The sequence below is a fragment of the Novosphingobium sp. FG90 genome (assembly GCF_057808725.1).
In genome coordinates this window covers 1-534 of the sequence record NZ_JBMDIO010000123.1, presented here as the reverse complement: position 1 = coordinate 534, position 534 = coordinate 1, and the positions used below count along the sequence as shown (strand labels likewise).

The 534-nt window shown below is 59.0% G+C and carries 1 protein-coding gene; it reads left to right on the top strand.

Annotated features, from left to right (window positions below; all coding sequences use genetic code 11):
• Nucleotides 1-116 precede the first annotated feature (116 nt).
• Nucleotides 117-491 carry a hypothetical protein gene (locus tag ACODRZ_RS26835; RefSeq protein ID WP_488973198.1) on the top strand — a complete coding sequence of 125 codons (375 nt, stop codon included), beginning with the start codon at nt 117-119 and terminating at the stop codon, nt 489-491.
• Nucleotides 492-534 lie beyond the last annotated feature (43 nt).

Sequence of the window (534 nt, the reverse complement as noted above, 5' to 3'; positions counted from 1 at the left end):
CCCCGCCGGAATGAACGCGCATTTTGGGAGGTTTCAGCCATTGTGCTGTTCCCCATTGCGCTCATAATGGGCCGATGAAACGGGGCGTTATCCAACAGATTGGCCGAGGGCTTGGGGTGACCGTAGCGGCGAGCATCGGCGGCGGGTTTCTCGGCGCTGGAATGTTGGGTGCGAACCCTATCGGCGGCATCGGCATGTGGCCCGCCACTTTGGTCGGATCATTCGTCGTGCTTGTTCCAGCCTATTTCATCGCACGCGAAACAATAGGTCTCAGCCGTAGGCAATCCTACGCTGCAGTGATCTTGGCGGGCTTCAGCGTCGGTGCAATTGCGATGCCGCTCATTTTTGGGAGTGCTCCCGAATACACGAAGCCAGCCAGCGAATTGGGTGTCTGGTGGCTTGGCGGTGCTTTTGGCCTCGGTAGCGGCATATCGTGGATTGTCGCTCATCATTTAACTAGGCCAAAAGCTCGGGTAGAGGCCGTCTGCTGACGGGCGTTTTCTCCCGACAACGGTCCCGGGCGGACGCTTACCG